18 protein-coding genes, 1 rRNA gene and 1 riboswitch are annotated in these 20,489 nt (G+C 69.8%); of the genes, 15 read left to right on the top strand and 4 right to left on the bottom strand.

All coding sequences use genetic code 11. The features are described from left to right. The first annotated feature begins 56 nt into the window (after positions 1-56). The 11 genes from rrf to ACIF80_RS11930 all read left to right on the top strand — a co-directional run bounded on the left by rrf (position 57) and on the right by ACIF80_RS11930 (position 10,790). A 5S ribosomal RNA gene (gene rrf, locus ACIF80_RS11880) occupies positions 57-173 on the top strand. A gap of 109 nt (positions 174-282) precedes the next feature. Beyond that, entirely contained in the window at positions 283-891 is a 609-nt protein-coding gene (locus ACIF80_RS11885; RefSeq protein WP_399803903.1) for a CDP-alcohol phosphatidyltransferase family protein, read from the top strand. A 115-nt stretch (positions 892-1,006) separates the two neighbouring features. After that, positions 1,007-3,502: a sugar phosphate nucleotidyltransferase gene (locus ACIF80_RS11890; protein WP_399802673.1), complete on the top strand. Its 2,496-nt coding sequence runs from the start codon at positions 1,007-1,009 to the stop codon at positions 3,500-3,502. Between the two features lie 110 nt (positions 3,503-3,612). After that, positions 3,613-4,530: a DUF881 domain-containing protein gene (locus ACIF80_RS11895; protein ID WP_399802675.1), complete on the top strand. Its 918-nt coding sequence runs from the start codon at positions 3,613-3,615 to the stop codon at positions 4,528-4,530. Beyond that, the gene (locus ACIF80_RS11900) at positions 4,527-4,859 is read left to right on the top strand and encodes a small basic family protein (RefSeq protein ID WP_030808725.1); all 333 of its coding nucleotides are present in this window, start codon (positions 4,527-4,529) and stop codon (positions 4,857-4,859) included. The genes ACIF80_RS11895 and ACIF80_RS11900 overlap by 4 nt, the downstream gene beginning before the upstream one ends. Before the next feature lie 59 nt (positions 4,860-4,918). Beyond that, on the top strand, positions 4,919-5,851 hold the full coding sequence (locus ACIF80_RS11905; RefSeq protein ID WP_399803906.1) for a DUF881 domain-containing protein: 933 nt from the start codon (positions 4,919-4,921) through the stop codon (positions 5,849-5,851). A gap of 61 nt (positions 5,852-5,912) precedes the next feature. Continuing rightward, a complete protein-coding gene (locus ACIF80_RS11910; RefSeq protein ID WP_399802678.1) occupies positions 5,913-6,860 on the top strand; it encodes an FHA domain-containing protein in 948 nt (315 codons plus the stop codon). 46 nt (positions 6,861-6,906) lie between these two features. Then, a complete protein-coding gene (locus ACIF80_RS11915) occupies positions 6,907-7,650 on the top strand; it encodes a MerR family transcriptional regulator (protein ID WP_399802680.1) in 744 nt (247 codons plus the stop codon). 77 nt (positions 7,651-7,727) lie between these two features. Beyond that, positions 7,728-8,201, top strand: a complete 474-nt coding sequence (locus ACIF80_RS11920; protein WP_003988851.1) for a bifunctional nuclease family protein — start codon at positions 7,728-7,730, stop codon at positions 8,199-8,201. A gap of 217 nt (positions 8,202-8,418) precedes the next feature. Further along, positions 8,419-9,105 (top strand): MerR family transcriptional regulator, encoded by a 687-nt coding sequence (locus tag ACIF80_RS11925; RefSeq protein ID WP_399802682.1) that lies wholly within the window; start codon positions 8,419-8,421, stop codon positions 9,103-9,105. A 161-nt stretch (positions 9,106-9,266) separates the two neighbouring features. Further along, positions 9,267-10,790, top strand: coding sequence for a DNA polymerase IV (locus ACIF80_RS11930; protein ID WP_399802684.1), 1,524 nt, complete (start codon positions 9,267-9,269; stop codon positions 10,788-10,790). 5 nt (positions 10,791-10,795) lie between these two features. On the opposite strand, the gene ACIF80_RS11935 is transcribed toward ACIF80_RS11930, so the two are convergent. After that, on the bottom strand, positions 10,796-11,170 hold the full coding sequence (locus ACIF80_RS11935) for a PRC-barrel domain-containing protein (RefSeq protein ID WP_399802686.1): 375 nt from the start codon (positions 11,168-11,170) through the stop codon (positions 10,796-10,798). A gap of 111 nt (positions 11,171-11,281) precedes the next feature. Continuing rightward, positions 11,282-11,378, top strand: a riboswitch (glycine riboswitch). Between the two features lie 171 nt (positions 11,379-11,549). Here ACIF80_RS11935 and gcvP point away from each other — a divergent pair. Next, positions 11,550-14,435 (top strand): aminomethyl-transferring glycine dehydrogenase, encoded by a 2,886-nt coding sequence (gene gcvP / locus ACIF80_RS11940; RefSeq protein WP_399802688.1) that lies wholly within the window; start codon positions 11,550-11,552, stop codon positions 14,433-14,435. A 212-nt stretch (positions 14,436-14,647) separates the two neighbouring features. Here gcvP and ACIF80_RS11945 read toward each other — a convergent pair whose 3' ends face one another. Then, on the bottom strand, positions 14,648-15,043 hold the full coding sequence (locus tag ACIF80_RS11945; protein ID WP_399802690.1) for a molybdopterin-binding protein: 396 nt from the start codon (positions 15,041-15,043) through the stop codon (positions 14,648-14,650). A gap of 492 nt (positions 15,044-15,535) precedes the next feature. Here ACIF80_RS11945 and ACIF80_RS11950 point away from each other — a divergent pair, with 492 nt between their 5' ends. From ACIF80_RS11950 to ACIF80_RS11960, 3 genes are all read left to right on the top strand, one after another. Beyond that, positions 15,536-16,828 carry an extracellular solute-binding protein gene (locus tag ACIF80_RS11950; RefSeq protein WP_399802693.1) on the top strand — a complete coding sequence of 431 codons (1,293 nt, stop codon included), beginning with the start codon at positions 15,536-15,538 and terminating at the stop codon, positions 16,826-16,828. Positions 16,829-16,834: 6 nt separating this feature from the next. Continuing rightward, positions 16,835-17,833 (top strand): carbohydrate ABC transporter permease, encoded by a 999-nt coding sequence (locus tag ACIF80_RS11955; protein WP_399802696.1) that lies wholly within the window; start codon positions 16,835-16,837, stop codon positions 17,831-17,833. A gap of 182 nt (positions 17,834-18,015) precedes the next feature. Further along, positions 18,016-18,780 carry a carbohydrate ABC transporter permease gene (locus tag ACIF80_RS11960; protein WP_240503209.1) on the top strand — a complete coding sequence of 255 codons (765 nt, stop codon included), beginning with the start codon at positions 18,016-18,018 and terminating at the stop codon, positions 18,778-18,780. 124 nt (positions 18,781-18,904) lie between these two features. Here ACIF80_RS11960 and ACIF80_RS11965 read toward each other — a convergent pair whose 3' ends face one another. Together ACIF80_RS11965 and ACIF80_RS11970 are read right to left on the bottom strand one after the other, a co-directional pair. Beyond that, positions 18,905-19,111 carry a DUF5999 family protein gene (locus ACIF80_RS11965; protein WP_399802698.1) on the bottom strand — a complete coding sequence of 69 codons (207 nt, stop codon included), beginning with the start codon at positions 19,109-19,111 and terminating at the stop codon, positions 18,905-18,907. A 449-nt stretch (positions 19,112-19,560) separates the two neighbouring features. After that, on the bottom strand, positions 19,561-20,145 hold the full coding sequence (locus ACIF80_RS11970) for a hypothetical protein (RefSeq protein ID WP_399802701.1): 585 nt from the start codon (positions 20,143-20,145) through the stop codon (positions 19,561-19,563). Positions 20,146-20,489 lie beyond the last annotated feature (344 nt).

A 20,489-nucleotide genomic window follows, 5' to 3' on the forward strand; every position in this document is an offset into this window, starting at 1 on the left:
CACGAACGACCCCATGCCCGGTCACGGCGTGGTGCGGTTGAAGTGTTTCATAGTGTTTCGGTGGTCATAGCGTAAGGGAAACGCCCGGTTACATTTCGAACCCGGAAGCTAAGCCTTACAGCGCCGATGGTACTGCAGGGGGGACCCTGTGGGAGAGTAGGACGCCGCCGAACTCCTTTTAGAGCTCTGGCTCTTGGGCACGCAGCCCAAGAGCCAGAGCTTTTTTGTTTTGAGGTAAGGTCAGTGAGCATCATCAATACGTTTCCCCCAGGAGGTCCCCGGGTGGAGGTCCAGGAGACTCGCGTCCAGACGGACCGTGTCCTCACCATCCCGAACATCCTCAGCATGGCTCGACTTCTCGGCGTGCCCCTCTTCCTGTGGCTGATCCTCCGGCCGGAGTTCGGTGGCCCGAAGAGTGACGGCTGGGCGCTCCTGGTGCTCGCTCTGAGCGGTGTCAGTGATTATCTGGACGGCAAGCTCGCGCGCCGCTGGAACCAGATCAGCAGCCTCGGCCGGCTTCTGGATCCAGCGGCGGACCGGCTCTACATTCTTTCGACCCTTGTCGGTCTCACCTGGCGCGAGATTCTTCCGCTTTGGTTGACGGCCGCACTGCTGGCCCGTGAGCTGGTTCTCCTGGTGATGGTGGGCATCCTCCGACGTCACGGCTATCCGCCCCCGCAAGTGAACTTCCTTGGGAAGGCGGCCACCTTCAACCTGATGTACGCCTTCCCGTTGCTCCTGCTCAGTGACGGTAGTGGCTGGATCTCGTCACTCGCTGCTATTTTCGGATGGGCGTTCGCCGGATGGGGTACAACCCTCTATTGGTGGGCAGGAGTCCTCTACGTGGTGCAGGTCCGCCGCCTGGTTCGTGCGGACGCCATGGCCGGCTGAACTCGCCGATTGGCACGCGCAACGCCGCGCGATGGCCCGCAGTGGAAAAGTGCGGGACAATCTTGGCGGGTGAAGTCGGCTAGACCGTCGTCTCTTGGAGGAGGACGCTTCCGACATGAAGGCCGTCGTGATGGCCGGGGGCGAAGGCACGCGCCTTCGTCCTATGACCTCAAGCATGCCCAAGCCGCTCCTGCCGGTGGCCAACCAGCCGATCATGGAGCACGTTCTGCGGCTGCTCAAAAAGCATGGGCTCAACGAAACCGTCGTGACCGTCCAGTTCTTGGCGTCGCTCGTCAAGAACTATTTCGGTGACGGCGAAGAGCTCGGAATGGAGCTCACCTATGCCAATGAGGAGAAGCCACTCGGTACCGCAGGGAGCGTCAAGAACGCCGAGGAGGCACTGAAGGACGACACCTTCCTCGTCATCTCCGGCGACGCGCTGACGGATTTCGACCTGACCGAGCTGATCAACTTCCACAAGGAGAAGGGCGCGCTGGTCACGGTCTGTCTGACCCGGGTGCCCAATCCGCTGGAATTCGGTATCACCATCGTGGACGAGGAAGGCAAGGTCGAGCGCTTCCTGGAGAAGCCGACCTGGGGACAGGTCTTCTCCGACACGGTGAACACCGGGATCTACGTCATGGAGCCAGAGGTCTTCGACTACGTCGAGGCCGACGTGCCCGTCGACTGGTCCGGGGATGTCTTCCCGCAGCTGATGAAGGAAGGCAAGCCCGTCTACGGCTTCATCGCCGAGGGCTATTGGGAGGACGTCGGCACGCACGAGAGCTATGTGAAGGCGCAGGCCGACGTTCTCGAGGGCAAGGTCGACGTCGACATCGACGGCTTCGAGATCTCCCCGGGCGTATGGGTCGCCGAGGGCGCCGAAGTACATCCCGATGCCGTGCTGCGCGGACCGCTCTACATCGGCGACTACGCCAAGGTCGAAGCCGGCGCCGAGATACGTGAGCACACGGTCGTGGGATCCAACGTCGTGGTGAAGAGCGGGGCCTTCCTGCACAAGGCCGTCGTCCACGACAACGTGTACGTCGGGCCGCACAGCAACCTGAGGGGCTGCGTCCTCGGCAGGAACACCGACGTCATGCGCGCGGCGCGGATCGAGGACGGCGCCGTCATCGGCGACGAGTGCCTGATCGGTGAAGAATCCATTGTCCAGGGCAATGTACGGGTCTACCCGTTCAAGACGATCGAGGCCGGCGCGTTCGTCAACACCTCGGTCATCTGGGAGTCCAGAGGACAGGCGCACCTCTTCGGCGCCCGTGGGGTGTCGGGAATCCTGAACGTCGAGATCACGCCCGAACTTGCCGTTCGGCTGGCCGGTGCCTATGCGACGACGCTGAAGAAGGGATCGACGGTCACCACCGCCCGGGACCACTCCCGCGGTGCCCGTGCCCTGAAGCGTGCGGTCATCTCCGCGTTGCAGGCCAGCGCCATCGACGTACGGGACCTGGAGAACGTACCGCTGCCCGTGGCCCGGCAGCAGACCGCGCGGGGCAGCGCGGGCGGCATCATGATCCGGACCACTCCCGGGGTGCCGGACTCCGTCGACATCATGTTCTTCGACGGGCAGGGCGCCGACCTCTCGCAGGGCAGCCAGCGCAAGCTGGACCGGGTGTTCGCGCGGCAGGAGTACCGGCGCGCGTTCCCGGGAGAGATCGGTGATCTGCACTTCCCGGCGAGCGTCTTCGACTCGTACACCGGCTCGCTGTTGCGGAACGTCGACATCACGGGAATCGCGGAGTCCGGGCTGAAGGTCGTCGTGGACGCGTCCAACGGCAGCGCGGGGCTCGTGCTGCCGAGTCTGCTCGGCAAGCTCGGAGTGGACTCGCTGACGATCAACCCGGGGCTCGACGAGTCCAGGCCGACCGAGACGGCAGATGTCCGGCGATCGGGGTTGGTGCGGCTCGGCGAGATGGTGGCATCCTCCGGTGCCGCGTTCGGTGTGCGATTCGACCCGGTCGGCGAGCGGCTCTCCCTCGTCGACGAGAAGGGGAGGATCATCGAGGACGACCGGGCGCTGCTCGTCATGCTCGACCTCATCGCGGCCGAGCGGCGCAGTGGCCGGGTCGCGCTTCCCGTGACCACCACCAGGATCGCCGAGCAGGTGGCGGCCTACCACGGCACCCAGGTGGAGTGGACGACCACCTCGCCCGACGACCTCACCCGCGTGGGCGGTGAGGAGGGCACGATCTTCGGCGGTGACGGCAAGGGCGGTTTCATCGTTCCGGAGTTCAACAGGGTCTACGACGGCACCGCGGCCTTTGTCCGGCTCATCGGCCTGGTGGCCAGGACGCAGCTCACGCTCAGCCAGATCGACGCGCGGATCCCGCGTGCGCACGTGATCAAGCGTGACCTGGCGACCCCGTGGGCGGTCAAGGGACTCGTGATGCGGCGGGTCGTCGAAGAGGCCGGTGACCGCTTCGTGGACACCACTGACGGTGTGCGTGTGGTGGAAGCCGACGGCCGCTGGGTGATGGTGCTGCCCGACCCGGCCGAGGCGGTCACCCACCTGTGGGCCGAGGGCCCCGACGACGCCTCTGCCCAGGCCCTGCTCGACGAGTGGGCAGCGGTCGTGGACAGCGCCGGACGGTAGCCGGAACCGGACAACGAGCGGCCTGCGCGCGTGCCGGACAAGTGTCCCCGACGGGACCTGTCCGGCACGCGCGCAGGCCCGTTCGGAGGTAGCGCCCGCGGCATGCGACGATGTGCGGCATGCCGCAGCAACCCCCCGTTCGGAGCACCCCCCAGCGGCTACCGCGCCCGGACGCGTCCATGTCGTTGATCACCAACGTGATGGACCACAGCCTCGACGAGGGATACGCCGAGGCTGCCGCGCGGAAGCAGGCCGACGGCAGCGGCGGCATGCCGAAGACCCTCCGGGCGAAACTGGGACTCGCCGGCGGTCTGGTGCTCGCGGCCCTGGTGGTGACCGTCGGAGCCGCGCAGGCCAGAGTCGAGGCTCCCGTCGTCGCCAAGGAGCGCGAGGAACTGATCGACAGGATCGACCGGGAAACCGAGGCGGCGGACGAACTCGAGGACGGCATCGACGCCCTCCGCGCCGACGTGGGCGCGCGCCAGCGCGAGGCGCTCCAGCGCAGCGGCCAGAGCGACCGGACCGATCTGGTGGGCATCCTGGCGGGTGCTGTCGCGGTGCACGGGCCCGGTGTGAAGCTCGTGGTGAACGACGCCAAGGACACGAGCGCCGGCGGGGACGGCGACGCTCGTGCGACCACCGGGTTCTCCGACACCGGGCGGGTCCGCGACCGGGACATGCAGCGCGTGGTCAACGGTCTGTGGGAGTCCGGCGCCGAGGCGATCTCCATCAACGGGCAGCGGCTGACCGCCCTTTCGGCGATCAGGGCGGCGGGGGACGCGATACTGGTCGACAACAGGCCGCTGGTACCTCCGTACACGGTCTTCGCCGTGGGGGACGGCCGCCGGTTGAGCAGCCGGTTCCAGAACAGCTCGGACGGGCTGTATCTGCATGCCCTGCAGGAGAGCTACGACATCCGTACCGCTCTTTCGGTGGAGGACGATCTCCGGCTGCCCGCCGCACCGAGCGTGATCGTCCGAACCGCTCAACCGATGACCGAGACCGCACCTGAGAAAGGCACATCGTGATCGCCGTACTGGGCCTCGTCGTGGGAGTCGTGGCCGGCCTGTTGGTCCGGCCCGAGGTTCCGGCGGTCGTCGAGCCGTACCTGCCGATCGCCGTCGTGGCGGCCCTCGACGCCGTCTTCGGCGGGCTGCGGGCCATGCTCGACGGCATCTTCGACGACAAGGTCTTCGTGGTGTCGTTCCTGTCCAACGTGGTCGTTGCCGCGCTGATCGTCTTCCTCGGCGATGAGCTGGGCGTGGGTGCCCAGCTGTCCACGGGCGTGGTGGTCGTCCTCGGCATCCGGATCTTCTCCAACGCCGCGGCGATCCGCCGGCACGTGTTCCGGGCGTGAGACCGATGAGCGACCAGGACCACGAGCCCGAGCACAAGCACCCCCGTCAGGACGACAGGATGACGCCCGAGCCGCCGGCCGGACCGCACACGGCCCCCGGAGCCCGCCAGGAGCCCCGCCCCGCCCCGGTACCGCCGCCCCCTGCTCCCGTGCCGCGTCCCGCCGCGGCAGCCGGTGGCGGCTTCCGGAAGGAGCTGCCCGACGAGGTACCCGCGAGCGCCTCCGCGTCCCCGCAGGAGGAGACGCCGGCGGAGCGGCCGGGATCCGGTCTGTCCGGACGGCAGAGGCTGGTGAAAGGCCTGTGGCCGCCCCGGATCACCCGGGCCCAGCTCATCGTCGCTCTCCTGCTGTTCGGCCTGGGCTTCGGCCTGGCCGTCCAGGTGGCCTCGAACAGCGAGGGCGACAGCGCCCTGCGCGGCGCACGCCAGGAGGATCTCGTCCGCATCCTCGATGAACTCGATGACCGCACAGAGCGTCTTGAGGACGAGAAGCAAGGACTCGAGGAGCAGCGCGACGAGCTCGAGAACAGCTCGGACCAGGCCGAGGAGGCTCGACGGCAGACCCTTGAGAGGGAACGCCAACTGGGCATTCTGGCGGGCACGGTGGCTGCACAGGGCCCCGGCATCACGTTGGTCATCGAGGATCCGAAGGGAATGGTCGAGTCGAACATGCTGCTCGATGCGGTCCAGGAGCTGCGCGCGGCCGGCGCCGAGGCCATTCAGGTGAACGGCGTACGGGTCGTGGCGGGCACCTACCTGTCGGATTCCGGCGACGGAGTGAGCGTCGACGGGAACAAGATCACTGCCCCCTATCGTTTCAAGGTCATCGGCAAGCCGCAGGACCTCGAGCCGGCGCTCAACATCCCTGGAGGAGTGGTGCAGACTCTCGAGAAGGAACAGGCCACCGCCTCGGTGGAGCGATCGACCAAGATCGTCGTGGATGCCTTGCGACCGGCGAAGCAGCCTGGCTACGCTCGGTCGTCCTCGCAGTGAACCGGGGGTGCATGGAGGGTGACCGGCGAGGGCAAGAGGTTGCGGGGGGTCGGCGCACCGAATGGGTGGTGCGTGGTGGAAACTGTCTGGTGGATACGGACGTTGTGAGGATGTCCGGGTCGGCCAGTGTGTTCAGTCAGGGTTCGTCCTGCCCCACGGGCGGGTCTGTTTCGGTCAAGGGGAATCGCCCGTGAAGTTGTTTGGGAAGTTGTTCGGCAAGAGCGCGCGAGAAGGCCGCGACAACGCGACCGCTCGTCATCGCGCACAGCCCGACGCGGAGACGTCGCGTCCGCTGTACCGGGATCAGGTCGGCGGCCCGGGTGAGGACGTTGCGGGAGGCCGGGGCGCGCCGTCGGTTGACCCTGCGCAGTCGAGCGGCATAGGTTTCGGGCAACCGTCAACCTCAGGTACGGGTGGAGGGTTCTCCGCCCCGTACGCGTCCCAGGCCCCCGGTGGGCAGGAGGATCCGTCCATGTCGGCCTTGGTGTGCACGAGGTGCGGTAACCGCAACGCGGAGAACAGCCGCTTCTGTTCGAACTGTGGAGCCCCGCTCAGGCCCGGAGCCGTCCCGGAGCGTCCCTCCGAGACGACGTCCACCATCTCCATCTCCGGTCTCGAGGCGTACGACGCCGAGGTCACCGGCCAGACGCAGGTGCCGGCGCTGTCCCCGGAGGCGCAGGCGGCCGTCGACGCGCTGCCGATGGGTTCCGCGCTCCTGGTCGTGCGTCGCGGGCCGAACTCGGGCAGCCGCTTCCTGCTGGACGGCGATCTGACCACGGCCGGACGCCACCCACAGAGTGACATCTTCCTGGACGACGTGACGGTCTCCCGTCGGCACGTGGAGTTCCGCCGCGGCCAGGACGGTTCGTTCACAGTGGCCGACGTGGGCAGCCTGAACGGCACGTACGTCAACCGTGAGCGGATCGACCAGGTCGGTCTGTCGAACGGTGACGAGGTGCAGATCGGCAAGTACCGGCTGGTCTTCTACGCGAGCCAGCGGGGTTACTGACCCTCTCCGGACTCCGTCCGGGGCACCCTGACCCCAGGGAAGGTCCATGCTTCATACACCGAGCGGCGGTGCCGGCCACGGCGCCGCCGCCGCGGAAACTGGACTGATGAGCATCGGCACGGTGCTGAACGTGCTGCGCGAGGAATTCCCCGAAGTCACCATCTCCAAGATCCGCTTCCTGGAGTCGGAGGGGCTCATCGAGCCGCAGCGGACCCCCTCGGGGTACCGCAAGTTCAGTGCCGGGGACGTGGAGCGTCTCGGCCATGTCCTGAGGATGCAGCGGGACCACTATCTGCCGCTCAAGGTGATCCGCGAGCACCTGGACGCGATGGAGCGCGGCGAGGCCGTCCCGCTTCCGGTACTGTCCCGGCCGCGGGACGGGGAAAACGGCCCCGAGCCGCCCGCCGACCCGGCCGCGACAGCGGCCCGGATCGGGAGGGCGCAGTTGCTGGCGGCGGCCGGCGTCGGCCAGCAGCAGCTCGCGGAGTGGGAGTCGTACGGGCTGATCGCGCCGGTGGGGGACGAGGTGTACGACGCCGAGGCGCTCACCGTCGCCGGCCTCATCACCGAGCTGGGGCGGTTCGGGATCGAGCCGCGGCACCTGAGGGCGATGAAGGCCGCCGCCGACCGGGAGGCCGGACTGGTCGACCAGGTCGTCGCCCCGCTCAAGCGGCACCGCAACCCGCAGACCAGGGCGCACGCGGAGGCGCGTACGAAGGAGCTCGCCGGTCTCACGGTGAAGTTGCACGCCGCGCTGGTGAGCGCGGCGCTCGGGGTGCGGCTGCCCTGAGGCGAGGAGGGCCCGGATCGGCCGCCCGATCCGGGCCCGACTACCCAAACGTCCCGGGCACGGCCTAGGGTTGCTGTGTGAACGAGCTCGATGTCGTAGGTGTCCGGGTCGAAATGCCCTCGAACCAACCGATCGTGCTGCTGCGTGAAGTGGGAGGCGACCGGTACCTCCCCATCTGGATCGGCCCGGGGGAGGCGACGGCCATCGCCTTCGCCCAGCAGGGCATGGCTCCCGCGCGCCCGCTGACCCACGACCTCTTCAAGGACGTGCTGGAAGCCGTCGGCCAAGAGCTCACGGAAGTGCGCATCACAGACCTGCGTGAGGGTGTCTTCTACGCGGAGCTGGTCTTCGCCAGCGGGGTCGAGGTGAGTGCCCGGCCGTCCGACGCGATAGCGCTGGCGCTGCGCACGGGTACGCCGATCTACGGCAGCGACACGGTGCTCGACGACGCGGGAATCGCCATCCCGGACGAGCAGGAGGACGAGGTGGAGAAGTTCCGCGAGTTCCTCGACCAGATCTCGCCGGAGGATTTCGGCTCCAGCAGCCAGTGAGGGGCGGCGACCGTTCCGCCGGATGCCGCTCGGAACCGGGGTGCGGGAGAGCCTTGCGCGGCCCGCGCGGAGAGCATTCGGCTAGCCTTTCCCCGCGGTGGGGCACGGGAAACCACTCTTAGGGTGATTATCACTCGGCGTGCCGAGTGTGGCGATCGTTGACGCACCCTTGGTGACTGCCTACCGTCGAGGAGGCAGGTCAAGGACGGAGGTCGGCGTGAGAAGCACCGGCGACGGTACGGCTGGGGGTGCCCCCGGACATGGTCTCGGGGTGAGCGGTCCGTACCCTCCCCCAGGCTCTCAGCTCCGCGCGAGCGGGGCGTATGCCCATCACGGCAGCGCGGCCGGTCCTGCTCCGCAGCGACCGGCGGCCGTGCCGAGCAGCGGAGGGGCGGCGACGTCCATGGCGTCCGAGGAGATCGGCTACCGCGGCCCGACGGCCTGCGCGGCCGCCGGTATCACCTACCGGCAACTGGACTACTGGGCCCGCACGGGGCTGGTCGAGCCCAGTGTGCGGCCCGCCCACGGCTCGGGGACACAGCGGCTGTACAGCTTCCGGGACGTCGTGGTCCTGAAGATCGTCAAGCGGTTCCTGGACACCGGTGTCTCGTTGCAGAACATCCGTACCACGGTCCAGCACCTGCGGGAGGGGGGCTTCCGCGACCTGGAGCGCATGACGCTGATGAGCGACGGCGCCACGGTCTACGAGTGCGCCACGCCGGACGAGGTCCATGCCCTGCTCCAGGGCGGCCAGGGGATCTTCGGGATCGCCGTGGGCGTGGTGTGGCGGGACGTCGAGAACGCGCTGTCGCAGTTGCACGGGGAGCGCGTCGACACCGGGGAGACGCTGATCGGCCCCAACCCGGCGGACGAGCTGGCGAGGCGGCGCAACCGCGCCGTCTGAACCGCCGCGCCGCACGGGGGGTCCGTGCCGTCTGCGCTTCCGGACGGTCTGCGCCGTCCGTGGGGCCGCACTGTCCGGGGGGCCGCACTGTCCGGGTCGTCGGGACGGCCGGAGGCACGCGCGGCGGGGGATTGTCAGTGGCGTAGGGCAGCATCGGGGATGTGAGATCCGCGCCCACAGTCCTGCATCTCGACATGGACGCCTTCTTCGCCTCGGTGGAGCAGGCGTCCAAGCCGAGCCTGCGCGGGAAGGCCGTGATCGTGGGCGGACTCGGGCCGCGCGGTGTGGTCGCCACCGCCTCGTACGAGGCCCGGGTCTTCGGCGTCCGTTCGGCGCTGCCCATGGCGCAGGCGCGGCGGCTCGCGCCGAACGCGGCGTATCTCGTGCCCCGCTTCGCGTTCTACCGGTCGATCAGCGACCAGGTGATGGGGCTGCTGCGGGCGCTGTCGCCCCTGGTCGAACCGTTGAGCCTGGACGAGGCGTTCGTGGATCTGGAGGCCGGAGGGGCGGCCCGGGACGAGCGGTCCGCCCGGCTGGCCGGCGCGAAGCTGCGCGCGGACATACGGGCGGCCACGGGGCTCACCGGCTCGGTGGGGCTGGCGGCCTCCAAGATGCTGGCGAAGATCGCCTCGGAGCAGGCCAAGCCGGACGGGCTGGTGCTGATCGAGCCGGGGACCGAGCGGGCCCTGCTGGCACCGCTGTCGGTCCGGACCCTGCCGGGCGTCGGGCCGGCCACCGGTGACCACCTGCGGCGGGCCGGCATCCACACGGTCGGGGACCTCGCCGAGGCAGGGGAGGACGAGCTGGTGCGCCTGCTCGGCAAGGCGCACGGACACGCCCTGCACGCCATGTCCCTGGCGAGGGACGATCGGTCCGTGGTGGCCGAGCGGGAGACGAAGTCGGTGTCGGTCGAGGACACCTACGACGTGGACATCCACGACCGGGTGCGGGTCGGGGTGGAGGTGCAGCGTCTCGCGGACCGCTGTGTGCGCCGGCTGAGGACAGCGGGGCTGTCGGGACGGACCATCGTGCTGAAGGTGCGGCGGTACGACTTCTCGACGCTCACCCGCTCCGAGACCCTGAGGGGGCCCACGGACGATCCGGCGGTGGTGCGTGAGGCGGCGGCCCGGCTGCTGGACTCGGTCGACACGACGGGCGGCGTACGGCTGCTGGGCGTGGGGGTCAGCGGGCTCGCCGACTACACGCAGGAGGACCTGTTCGCGCAGGCGGCGGGGGAGCGGGACAAGGAGTTGCCGGGCGGGGAAGCGGAGGCGGCAGCGCCCGCGGAGGAGCGGCAACAGGCGGGCGCCGAGCGGCGCTGGCCGGCCGGGCACGACGTCAGGCACAGCGAGTACGGCCATGGGTGGGTCCAGGGCAGCGGCCTGGGGCGGGTCACGGTGCGGTTCGAGACGCCCGGGTCGGCGCCGGGGCGGGTGAGGACCTTCCGGACCGACGACCGGGCCCTGCACCCTGCGGATCCGCTGCCGTTGGTGGAGCGAAGCCCCGGGGACGGCGCGGGAGGACCGGACGGCGAGAACCGCCAGGACGGTGACGGTCGGGGCGGTGAGGGCGCCCACGACGGGGCCGACGGCGACGCCCGGAGTACCCGGGACGGCCGGGCCGCCCGGGGCAGCCAGGGTTCAAGCGCTGGTGCGGGGGCGGCGGCTCGGGTGCGCCACGGGTGACGTCGTCAGGCGGAGTCGTCCCTGCCGGCGAGCCTGCCGAAGTCGTGGTCCGGGAGCGGGGGAGGGGCGCCTGTGTCCAGGCCGTAGTGGTGGTAGAGCTGGAGTTCCTGCTCCGGGGAGAGATGGCGGCCCACCCCGAAGTCGGGGGCGTCCTTGATCAGGGCGCGTTCGAAGGGGATGTGGAGGCTGCCGTCGATCAGCTCGCTCGGCTCCAGGGGGACGAAGGCGTCCCTGCTGAACAGGCCGGTGCGTATCGCCGCCCACTCCGGCACGCCGGTGGCGTCGTCGAGATAGACCTCGTCGATCGTGCCGATCCGGTTGCCGTTGCGGTCGAACGCCTTGCGGCCGATCAGGTTGCGCGGATCGATGTCGGTCTGCACGGGCCCTCCACGGGTCGCAAGGATTCGTCAGCACTACAAAACGGCACAATCGGCGGAGCGGCCACTCGAAAGTCCGGGTCTTGCCCTCGCTGGTACCCTGGCAGCGGCTGCTGACCCCGTGCGGGAGAGCCCTCTCTGCACCATCGGAGGGCGCCGAAGGAGCAAATCCTCCCCGGAATCTCTCAGGCCCACGTACCGCATGGACGAGGTCACTCTGGAAAGCAGAGCGGGTGTCGACGGCTCCCGCTCTCACCGACGGTGAAAGCCGGCCGCCCCGGGCGGCCGGTGAAGCTCTCAGGTTGAGATGACAGAGGGGGAGGCCGTCCGGGCACCCGCCGTGGTGCCCCTCGAAGGTCGTCGGACCAGGAGGCCTCCGCACATGACCGCCCATCGCATTCCCCTCTCCGAGCTCGAACAGGGAACGCCCTTCGAGCAGCGTCACATCGGCCCCGACCACGAGGCCCGCGCCAAGATGCTCGCGCAGGTCGGCTACGGCTCGCTCGATGAGCTGACGGCCGCCGCGGTCCCGGATGTGATCAAGAACGCCGACGCGCTGGACCTGCCGGGTGCCCGGACCGAGCCCGAGGTGCTGGCCGAGCTGCGGTCGCTGGCCGACCGCAACGAGGTGCTCGGCTCCATGATCGGGCTGGGGTACTACGGGACCTTCACGCCGCCCGTCATCCTGCGGAACGTCATGGAGAACCCCGCCTGGTACACGGCCTACACCCCGTACCAGCCCGAGATCTCGCAGGGGCGGCTCGAGGCGCTGCTGAACTTCCAGACCATGGTCGCCGAGCTCACCGGCCTCCCGACCTCCGGCGCCTCCCTGCTCGACGAGGGCACCGCGGCCGCCGAGGCGATGGCGCTGTCGCGTCGCATGGGCAAGAACAAGAAGGGCCTGTTCCTGGTCGACGCGGACGCGCTGCCGCAGACCGCCGCCGTCATCCGGACCCGAGCCGAGCCGGCCGGCGTCGAGGTCGTCGTCGCCGACCTGAGCGAGGGCATCCCCGCCGAGGTCGCCGAGCGTGAGATCAACGGCGTGCTGATCCAGTACCCGGGCGCCTCCGGGGCCGTGCGCGACATCAAGCCGGTGATCGACCGGGCGCACGAGCTGGGCGCGCTCGTCACCGTCGCCGCCGATCTGCTCGCCCTCACGCTGCTGACCTCCCCCGGCGAACTCGGCGCGGACATCGCGGTCGGCACGACGCAGCGCTTCGGCGTACCGATGGGCTTCGGCGGACCGCACGCCGGATACATGGCCGTGCAGGAGAAGATGGCGCGCAGCCTGCCCGGCCGGCTCGTTGGCGTCTCCGTCGACGCGGACGGGAACAGGGCCTACCGGCTCGCGCTCCAGACCCGCGAGCAGCACATCCGCCGCGAGAAGGCCACCAGCAACATCTGCACCGCCCAGGTGCTGCTCGCCGTCATGGCCGGCATGTACGCCGTCTACCACGGCCCCGAGGGGCTGAGGACGATCGCGTGGCGCACCCACCGCTACGCGACCGTCCTCGCCGAAGGGCTCCGGGCCGGCGGCGTGGAGATCGTGCACGGTTCCTACTTCGACACGCTGACCGTCCGGGTCCCGGGACGGGCCGCCGAGGTCGTGGCCGCCGCCCGGGACAACGGCGTCAACCTGCACCTCGTCGACGCCGACCTCGTCTCGATCGCCTGCGACGAGACCACCACGCGCGACCGGCTCGCCGCCGTGTGGAGCGCCTTCGGTGTCGAGGGAGACGTCGAATCCCTGGACGCGGCCGCGCGGAACACCCTCCCGGACGCCCTGCTGCGCGCCGACGAGTACCTGACGCACCCCGTCTTCCACCAGCACCGCTCCGAGACCGCGATGCTGCGCTACCTGCGCAGGCTCGCCGACCGCGACTACGCGCTGGACCGCGGCATGATCCCGCTGGGCTCCTGCACCATGAAGCTCAACGCGACCGCGGAGATGGAGCCCATCACCTGGCCCGAGTTCGGGCAGCTGCACCCCTTCGCGCCGGCCGGACAGGCCCAGGGCTACCTCACGCTCATCCACGAGCTGGAGGACCGGCTCGCGGAGGTCACCGGCTACGACAAGGTGAGCCTCCAGCCCAACGCGGGCTCCCAGGGCGAACTGGCCGGGCTGCTCGCCGTCCGCGGCTACCACCGGGCCAACGGCGACGACCAGCGCACCGTCTGCCTCATCCCGTCCTCCGCGCACGGCACCAACGCCGCCAGCGCCGTCATGGCCGGCATGAAGGTCGTCGTCGTGAAGACCGCCGAGGACGGCGAGGTCGACGTCGACGACCTGCGCGCGAAGATCGAGCGGTACCGCGACGAGCTGTCGGTGCTGATGATCACGTATCCCTCGACGCACGGGGTGTTCGAGGAGCACGTCGCCGACATCTGCGCGGCCGTGCACGAGGCCGGCGGCCAGGTGTACGTGGACGGCGCGAACCTCAACGCGCTGGTCGGACTGGCCAAGCCCGGGCACTTCGGCGGGGACGTCTCGCACCTGAACCTGCACAAGACCTTCTGCATCCCGCACGGCGGCGGCGGTCCCGGCGTCGGCCCGGTCGGTGTGCGGGCGCACCTGGCGCCGTACCTTCCGAACCACCCGCTGCAGCCCGAGGCCGGGCCGGAGACCGGGATCGGGCCCATCTCGGCGGCGCCGTGGGGCTCGGCGGGAATCCTGCCCATCTCGTGGGCGTACGTCCGGCTGATGGGCGGCGAAGGGCTCAAGCGGGCCACCCAGGTGGCGGTACTCAGCGCCAACTACATCGCCAAGCGCCTCGAGCCGCACTACCCGGTGCTGTACACCGGCCCCGGCGGGCTGGTCGCGCACGAGTGCATCATCGACCTGCGCCCCCTGACCAAGGCGACCGGCGTGAGCGTGGACGACGTGGCCAAGCGGCTGATCGACTACGGCTTCCACGCGCCGACGATGTCGTTCCCGGTGGCCGGGACGCTGATGATCGAGCCGACCGAGTCCGAGGACCTGGCCGAACTCGACCGGTTCTGCGAGACGATGATCGCGATTCGCGCGGAGATCGAGAAAGTCGGCTCCGGTGAGTGGCCCGCGGATGACAACCCCCTGCGCAACGCCCCGCACACCGCCGCGGCGCTCGGCGGGGAGTGGGAGCACGCGTACAGCCGTCAGGAAGCCGTCTTCCCGACCGGCGTGAGTGCCGCCGACAAGTACTGGCCACCGGTGCGCCGCGTCGACCAGGCCTTCGGCGACCGCAACCTGGTGTGCTCCTGCCCGCCGCTGGAGGCGTACGAGGACTGAGGCGGCGGTCGATCCCACGGGGCCGGGACCGGGGAACGGGACCGGCAACCGAGGAGCAACGCCCTGTACTGGTACCCGCACCGGTATCTGTACCGGTACCGAGGAGTGGAAGGGCTCCGCTTCGGCCGTGCGGCCGGGGCGGAGCCCTTCGTCGTACCCCCACCCGCCCTGCGGGCCCAGGGCCCGGGGCCTGGGCAGGCCGTTTCCGTGCGTCAGACGCGGTCGATATGGACGTTTGTCGATTTCACCCGCGCCGTGGCCTCCATGCCGACCTCCAGCCCGAGCTCCTCGACGGCCTCGCGGGTCAGCAGCGAGACCAGTCGGTGCGGGCCCGCCTGGATCTCGACCTGGGCGGCCACGTCGCCGAGCTTGATCGCCGTGACGATGCCGGGAAAAGCGTTGCGCGCCGAGGTGTACGGCGTGCCCTCCTCGGCCGCGCCGGCCTTCGCGAGGTCCACCGAGAACGCGGCCAGGTCCCGCCCGTCGATGAGCCGCCGTCCGCCTTCGTCGCGGTGGGTGGTGACCCGGCCCGCGTCCGCCCAGCGGCGGGCGGTGTCCGGGCTGACGCCGAGCAGTCGCGCTGCCTGGCCGATCGTGTAGGACTGCATGCCGATCACGATAGGGCGGGCGGCGGAGCCGGGCGGCGCGGGGGCGATGAGGGGGAATGGCTTCCGCGCCCTCGTTCGTAAGGTTCGCCGGATGATCCGAAAGTTTCGCATGCCTTGGCGGAAGTGACGCGGCGCCGCCCGGCGTGGTCGGGGACCGTCGCCGTGTGCTGATCGTCCGCTTCGAACCGGACCTCCGAAAGGGCCGTGGGCCGGGGTGCCGGTGGGGACGGCAAGGGCGTACCGGACCGGCCGACCGGCGGGAGCGCCGCCTTCCGGGGGGTGGCGGAAGAGCTCGGTCCGGCCCCGGTGGGCGGCCGTCTCGGTGCGTGCGGTGCGGGCCGGAGGCAGATTCACCGCGTACAAGGGGTTGCCACCGTTTGGCGGCTGTCTCTAGGGTGCGGCAACAACGCATGTTTCTGAATCTCTTCCGAAACTTTCGAACCAGTGGGTGGGTGTGGAGATGTCCGCCCCTGACTCCAAGGAGCGCATGACATGGGCGACCCGGCACTGTCCCGCCGCGGCTTCCTGGCGGCCTCCGCCGCGGCCGGCCTGGGCATCACGGCACTGAGCGCGTGCGGCGGCGACTCGGACGGAGGGTCGTCGGGGACGACCACGATCGAGTGGTGGAACATCTCCACCACCCAGCCGACGAAGGACGTCTGGGCCGCTCTCGCCCGGAAGTTCGAGAAGCAGAACCCCACGGTCAAGATCAAGATCGTGCAGCTCGAGAACGACGCCTACAAGTCCAAGATGACCGCGCTGACCGCCTCCGGGAAGCTGCCGGACATCTTCCACACCTGGGGCGGCGGCGTACTCAAGCAGCAGGTCGACGCGGGACTCGTCGAGGACCTCACCGGCTCCACCAAGGCGTTCGCCGACGGTCTGCTGCCGGTCGCCAAGGAGCCCTACCTCCTCGACGACAAGCTGTACGGCATCCCGTTCGACATCGGCATGGTCGGCTTCTGGTACAACAAGGCGCTCTTCAAGAAGGCCGGGATAGCCGAGCCGCCGGCCACGTGGAGCGGTTTCCTGGACGCGGTGGGCAAGCTGAAGGCCGCCGAGGTCACGCCGATCGCCCTGGCCGGCAAGGAGACCTGGACCGGCATGTACTACTGGGCGTACCTCGCGATGCGCACCGCCGGTATCGACGCCCTCGCGAAGGCCGACGCGGACAACGACTTCACCGGCCCCGACTTCGTCCGGGCCGGAGAGCACCTCAGGGAACTCGTCGACCTGGAGCCGTTCCAGAAGGGCTTCCTCGGCGCCTCCTACTCCACTCCCACCGGCCAGGCCGCCGCGGTCGGCAACGGCAAGGCGGCCATGGAACTGATGGGCCAGTGGGCTCCCGTCGTCGAAGCCGACGCGGGCAAGGGCCTCGGCGACGACCTCGGCTTCTTCCCGTTCCCGGCCGTCGAGGGCGGCAAGGGGAGCATCACCGAGGTGTTCGGCGGGGGCGGCGGACACGCGCTGCGCCGGGGCGCGCCGCAGGCCGCGGTCGACTTCCTGGAGTTCTTCGCCTCCGAGGCGACGGACCGCGAACTGGTCAAGGAGACCGGGGTGCTGCCCGTGGTTCCGGCCGCCGAGGCGGCGCTGACCGACGCCAACCTCCAGGCCGTGCAGAAACAGCTCAAGGGCACCACCGGCTTCCAGCTCTACCTCGACCAGGCCTACGCCCCCGCTCTCGGCCAGGAGATCAACGCCTCCGTCGGCGCTCTCATCGCCGGCTCCAAGTCCCCCGGACAGGCCGCCGAGTCCATCACGAAGACGGCGAAGGAAGAGCAGTAGCCGGCGATGACCTCCACGTTCCTGCCGGACAAAAGGACCGGCCCCGAGACCGATCTCTCGCCCCCGCCCACCTTTGACGCGCGCGGACGCCGACGCCGCCGCGCGCGGCACTGGCTCACCGCGGTCGGCTTCCAGGTGCCCGCACTGGTGCTGTTCGGCGTCCTGGTGCTGCTGCCGATCCTGTTCGCCGTGTACGCCGCCTTCTTCCGGTGGGGCGGCTTCGGCATGCCGTCCGACTTCGTCGGCGGCGACAACTTCGTCCGGCTGTTCCAGGACCCCGTGTTCCTGGGCGACCTGTGGCGCTGCTTCCTGCTGGTCGCCCTGTCACTCGTCCTCCAGCTGCCGTTCGCGCTGGCGCTGGCCGTGGCGCTGAACCAGCGCGTACGCGGCCGGGCCGTGTACCGCATGCTGTTCTTCGCCCCGTACGTGCTGTCCGAGGCCATCACCGGCGTGCTGTTCGCGATGATCTTCGCCCCTGGCGAAGGGCTCGCCGACGAACTCCTGGGCAAGGTGGGGCTCGAGGGCCTCGGCGGGGAGTGGTTCGCCGATCCAGACATGGTGATGGCGACCCTCTTCCTGGTCATGACCTGGAAGTACTTCGGCTTCCACATGATGCTCTACCTGGCCGGACTCCAGTCCATCCCCAAGGAGCTGACCGAGGCGGCACTGATCGACGGCGCGGGGCCCTGGCAGCGCTTCCGCAATGTCACCCTGCCGCTGCTGGCTCCCACCCTGCGCATCAGCGTCTTCCTGTCGGTGATCGGCGCCATCCAGCTGTTCGACCTGGTGTGGGTGATCACCCAGGGCGGTCCCGACCACCACTCCGAGACCATGGCCGTGACCATGTTCCAGTACGGCTTCAAGCGCTACCAGGTCGGCTACGCCAGCGCGATCAGTGTGGTCATGTTCGGCATCAGTCTCGTCTTCGCCCTCGCCTACCAGCGCTTCGTGCTGCGCCGGGACCTCGAAGGGGCGACCACGACCATGCGCGGAGGCGGAAAATGACGCTCCCCCAAAAACGGGCCGGCCTCGGCACGTCCGTGTCCGCGCCGGAGCCCCCGGCCGCGTCCGCGAGCCGGTCCGGGGCTGGTTCCGGGCCCGGATCCGGGCCTGTGCCCCGGCCCCCGCGCCGGCGTTTCCTCCGGACCCTGCCGTTGCATCTCGTCCTGGTCGCCGTCGGCGCGGTGATGGCCGTACCCCTGCTGTACGCCGTGCTGTCCGGGTTCAAGTCCACCGACCAGCTCTCCGGCAACCCCGTCGGGCTGCCCGACCCGTGGGTGGGCGCCAACTACACCGGCATCCTCGCTTCCGGCGACTTCTGGCGGCTGGTCGGCAACAGCACACTGATCGCGGTCGCCACGGCCCTGATCGTGGTCGCGGTGTCCGCGCTGGCGGCGTTCTCCTTCGCCCGGTTCGCCTTCCGGGGCCGGGAAGTGCTGTTCACGCTGTTCACGATGGGGCTGATGTTCCCGTTCGCGGTGGCCGCGCTGCCGCTGTTCCTGCTGCTGCGTTCCATGGGCCTGCTGGACAACCCGCTCGGCGTGATCCTCCCGCAGGCCGCCTTCGGACTGCCGATGACGATCATCATCCTGCGCGGATTCTTCCGGCAGATCCCGGGGGAGCTGGAGGAGGCGGCCACGCTCGACGGCTGCAGCCCGTTCGGCTTCTTCTGGCGGGTGCTGCTGCCGATGGCGCGGCCCGCGCTGGGCACCGTCTCGGTGCTCGCGGTGGTCACCAGCTGGAACAACTTCTTCCTGCCGCTGCTGGTGTTCACCGACGACACCTGGTGGACCATCCCCATAGGCGTCCAGCAGTTCCAGGGCCAGTACTCCGCGGACACCGCGCGTGTCTTCGCCTACCTCGTCCTGGCCATGGTTCCCGCGCTCGCCTTCTACTCGGTCGCCGAGCGCCAGCTCGTCGGAGGCCTGACCGCGGGCGCGACCAAGGGGTGACGCACACGCGCCCGGTGCGTGACGGTGTGCGACAGTCCCTGGACGCGTGTCGGGGCCGGGGCGCGGGAGTCCCGCGGTCCGGCCCCCGATGTTCCGTGGGCGGGCTCCGCTCCGCCCGGCAAAGCTAGGCGGTGGTCATCACCTGGGCGGCGCCCAGGGAGCGCTGCGGGGCGATGCACCTGCCGTCGGGCAGGAGTTCACCGGTGTCCTCGAAGAGCACGACACCGTTGCACAGCAGGCTCCAGCCCTGCTCCGGGTGGTGCGCCACGAGGCGGGCGGACTCCCGGTCGGCGGAATCGGCTGCGGGGCAGGGTGACTGGTGCTGGCACATGGATGGGATCTTTCGCTCTGGCGTGACCTGTGGGCTGGCTGTCGTTTCAGTTCCGCGGCGTGAAGCTTCGTTCATGGCCGCCCCCCGTGGTGATGGGCCCGTCGAGACGGGCCGGTCGGAAACAAGTGTTGCCCCTCGGGCGGCAATCCGCAGGGATTTCGCGGCACCACCCCTCACAGGTTGATGACGCGCCACCCTGGCGGACGGTTCAGCTCAACCGCCCTGTCACTTCGGGTGGTTCCGCATGGCCGGATGAGGCTAGTCCGGCCCGGGGGCCCGGGGGCCCGGTTGCTCCGGTGTCCAGGGCCGCGTCGGGCTTCCTCGTGGTTCCGGCGGGGGCGCCCCGCCGCCGGCGGTCCGGAGGCGGGGCGCGGAGGAGCGAGGTGCGGGAGAAGGAGGTGCGAGAGGGGCAGGGGCGCGGAAAGGGTGCTCGCGTGAGGTGCCAGGCGTCAGGCGGGCGAGCCGAGCAGCCGGTCGGGCGTGACCCGGTGGGTCAGCACCGGGAGGAGTTCGGCGGCCCGGTACGGACGGTGGGCCGCGATGCCGGGCGGTGCCGGGGCGAGCGGGACGAGCAGGTCGGTGGCCGCCGGATGGCCGGCGGCGCCGTCCGCGGCGCGGTCGCCGTGCAGCCAGAGGGCCAGCATGTAGAGGCCGGGTACCGACAGCAGCCGGGGCTGGTACGACTGCGGCAGGGCCTCGGCCTGGCGCAGGGCCAGTTCGGTGGAGGCGATGTAGGGGCCCTCGAAGAAGCGGGAGAAGGTCCAGCCGTCGGGGGTCAGTACGGTGTCCGCCGCGGCCACTGCCCGGTCGCCGCAGCGGATCAGGAAGCGCCAGCCGGCCAGGCGCGTCGCGGACACGCCCTCGGTGGTGACCCGGTCCAGGACGTGCACGGGCAGCGGCAGTTCGGGCGAAGCGGTCCCCTCGGCACCGAGGAGGGAGGGAGTTCGGGCCTCGCTGACCGCGGTGGGAGAGGAGAGCGCGGTCAGGACGGAACGCAGTGCGGGCGCGGGAGCCGGGGGGACATGCAGGGGCATGGTGGGTCGCCTCTCATTCGAAGGCACGGTGACGCGAGGGCGGGGCGGACGGCGCTGTCAGCTCGCGGAGGCCAGAAGGCAGGGGCCGGGGGTCTGAGTACGAGAGGTGGGGGTGAGGAGTGCCGCACGTCACCTCGTCGGCTGGATCACTCGACCGTGGGCGCCAACCTTCTGCCTTGTCCACGGAGTTTATACGACGCGTGTTCGGAGTATGTTTCGGCTACCCGTTTTCGACCCACAGAACAAGGGCACTTCTGGACGATGAAACGGGGGAATTATCCCGATTCTCGGCCGGGTATACGGCGATGACCTCGATAAATGGCCGCGCAGTGGTAGGCCTATTG

Source organism: Streptomyces sp. NPDC085927 (genome assembly GCF_044540975.1).
In the GTDB taxonomy this organism is placed as follows: domain Bacteria; phylum Actinomycetota; class Actinomycetes; order Streptomycetales; family Streptomycetaceae; genus Streptomyces; species Streptomyces hirsutus.